This window comes from Vibrio sp. M260118 (assembly GCF_036533755.1).
Classification (GTDB): Bacteria; Pseudomonadota; Gammaproteobacteria; order Enterobacterales; family Vibrionaceae; genus Vibrio.
In genome coordinates this window covers 1-2947 of record NZ_JATABG010000408.1, presented here as the reverse complement: position 1 = coordinate 2947, position 2947 = coordinate 1, and the positions used below count along the sequence as shown (strand labels likewise).

Annotated in this window: 3 protein-coding genes; 2 read left to right on the top strand and 1 reads right to left on the bottom strand. The window is 44.4% G+C overall.

What is annotated here, in order from left to right:
* Positions 1-47: 47 nt before the first annotated feature.
* The gene (locus QTO00_RS17575; protein ID WP_331425927.1) at positions 48-563 is read right to left on the bottom strand and encodes an NlpC/P60 family protein; all 516 of its coding nucleotides are present in this window, start codon (positions 561-563) and stop codon (positions 48-50) included.
* An 85-nt stretch (positions 564-648) separates the two neighbouring features.
* Here QTO00_RS17575 and QTO00_RS17570 point away from each other — a divergent pair, with 85 nt between their 5' ends.
* Together QTO00_RS17570 and QTO00_RS17565 are read left to right on the top strand one after the other, a co-directional pair.
* Positions 649-2679, top strand: a complete 2031-nt coding sequence (locus QTO00_RS17570) for a methyl-accepting chemotaxis protein (RefSeq protein ID WP_331425926.1) — start codon at positions 649-651, stop codon at positions 2677-2679.
* Positions 2680-2804: 125 nt separating this feature from the next.
* Positions 2805-2947 (top strand): transposase domain-containing protein (locus QTO00_RS17565; RefSeq protein WP_331425928.1); only part of this gene is annotated, 143 nt, incomplete at its 3' end.

The following is a 2947-nucleotide window of genomic DNA, read 5'->3' as shown; positions in this document are numbered from 1 at the left end:
GTTAAAAATCTGTTTGATTCTGCTGTGGCTAAGTACGACTAAACTAGCTAGTTAATTTCAGGCGAGTACGCGACTCGTCTGAAATGCCAATATTTCGAAGCCCAGTACGGGTTATCCAATCTTGAAATAATGACGCCTTTTGACGTGGAGGCGTGCATAAACTGTTTACTTCCCATATATACCCCCACATGCCTGACTTTAGGTGAGGTTTTAAAAAACACTAAATCGCCGATATTGGCATCTGCGTAATCGATCTCTTTACCTATCTGCACTTGTGCCAACGTTGTCCGTGGTAGTTGTAATCCGAGCGCGTCTTTATAAGTGGCCTGTACGAACGCAGAACAATCGACTCCATTGAGCGATTCGCCTCCTAAGCGATAGGGGGCACCTTTCCATTGCTTATAGACATCCAGTAATGAACTTTTTGTGATCAATTCGTGTTGAGAGAACTTTGTGTGTTCCAGTGCACTATAGTCACGGTCAGGTTGGCTGCTGCAACCGATCAGAGCAAAAGCCAATAGGGTGGCTGTAATGGTGTGAGTACTTAAGAGCGGATGGTTCATTCTCTACCTTTGCTGAAATCTAAGTGTAACAAACTAGACATAACATGCCTGACTGTAAACTTTAGTACTAGGAATACACTAGCCAATGGACACGCTGAAAAAAAATAAATTCAAATTGTCGTTAATACAAACTGTCAGTGCGGTATTTATCACCATCACCTTACTTGTGATTTTACTTTCTGTCACCAGTATTAAAGGCTTAGAACGGATCAACGTACAGTTTTCAGGCTTATCAGAGCGAGCTCTGCCTCTGGCAATGACCAACGCTCAACTAACCCAAAATATTCTGGAACAAGCAAAGCAGCTTAGTTACATCACTCAGAGCCAGAATAGTGAAGTTCTGGCGAGTATAGAAGCACAAATCACTCGACTAGAATCAAACATTCAAAATCTGTCTCAACAGGTGGGGGACTTCTCGTTCGATTACAGCGATGTGATTTCGCAGCAGCAAAGTACCCAACTGAGCGACACCATTGATGAATTAAATAATCTAAGTGCTAGCATTATACAAACTCAGCAAAATATTATAGCGAGACAAGCGCAGATTGATTCTGAGCTTAGTGGGTTTCGTTACGGATTAGGCTCTGTGGGGCCGGAAATGAACCGCATTAGCTCTTTTCTGGTAGGAGATAACCCTGAATCAGCGGATGCAGCCAATCGATTTATTGCCAACATTAGCTCAATGGAGAGTTCGTTTGTTGAACTAATGATGCATAGTGATTTAGAAAAAGCCAATACCGAGTTTCGCGAGATGAAAAACCGTCTCGCTGGGGTTAACTTAGCCTACGATGATTTCAAAGAGTGGCACCCTGACGTCGTAGAGTTCGCTAGTCTAACTGCCGCTTATGACATGGTTCTGAGTGGTTTCAAACAAGACGGTATAATCGACCAAATTCTATTTAAGCTTGAACTCGCTACCACTCAATCTCAGCAAGTAGAACAGACTGCGATAATCGCCAACCAAACGATTGAACTGCTTAATCAGATTTCGACTTCGGCAGAATCACTAATTGATGAAAGTCAGGGGGTGGTAACAAGTACAATGTCTAACATCACTACGATATTGCTGGTCAGTGGTGTTGTTTTGGTTTCAGTCATCTTAGTGAGTTGGCTTTCACTAAGGTACTGGATAAACCGCGGCCTACGCAACATACTCAAAAATCTCAACAAAATGACCAACCATGATCTCACGGGACAAGCGAAACTGCTGGGTCCACAAGAGATGAAAGAGATCGCGAGTAAGCTCAACCAAGTTATGGCATCAACCAACGAGTCAATCGCGACTGTCACGCGAAACTGCGAGACCCTATATCAAACTGCGGAAATCAGTCATGGCGCGGCAGAGCAAACTAACCATAGCTTGCGTGAACAAAATGACTCACTATCGACTATGGTAACCACGGTGCATCAACTCGAAGCGTCAATCAAAGAGATCTCCAGTGTGACTAATGAATCATACGAAGAGTCAAAATCGGCGACCACGCTCTCCGCGCAAGGTGTTTCAGCAATCGAAGAAAATCAAGCAAGGCTGCAAGCGCTCGAAAATACCTTAAACGTCAATGAATCTTCGATGATTGAGCTTGATAAACGAGTGAGACAGATCCGTGAGATGGTCGATCTTATTTCTGGTATCGCCGAGAACACCAATCTATTGGCTCTTAACGCGGCTATTGAAGCAGCGCGCGCAGGAGAGCAGGGCAGAGGCTTTGCCGTGGTTGCGGATGAAGTGCGTAAACTTGCTAGTGACACTTCAAATCAAACTACCAACATCAGCGATCGTATGAATCAGCTTGTCAACGCCGCGGAGCGTTCTAAAGTTGCAGTGGCTGAGTCAAGACAAGAGATGGCTAATGCTATAGAGTCAAGTGAGTTAGTTAAGGCGACCTTTGTTGATATAGAGACTGCGGTAGAGCATATCAGAGCACGCGTAGAACAAGTGTCGGTTGCTACAGAAGAGCAAGAACGCGCAACGGCCCACGTGAGCGAATCCATCGCCCGAGTATCGGAGCAGGGCGATCATAGTATTCTGCAGCTCGAATCTATGGTTGAAAGCTCAGAGCAAGTTGCGGAGATTGCGGGACATCAACAAGCCATGTTGCACAAGTATGCGGTATAGGCTGTTCAAGTCGATATAAGGAGCATATTGCTCTAATGCCGATCAGTTAAACATTAATCGGCAGATCAATTGAATGATCCCTCCAGTGTGTAAAAATCCGATAGACCCTGTTTATCGGATTTTTTATGCACGTTTCTCAAGCCCTCGATATCATAAATAACTACAAACCGAATCAAGTCGAAACTCTCGCAGACCTCCTACCAATTGAGCTAATCCAAGATGCCTATGAGCTGACAGATACAGTCACTCTTAGAAAGCGAAAACTGAC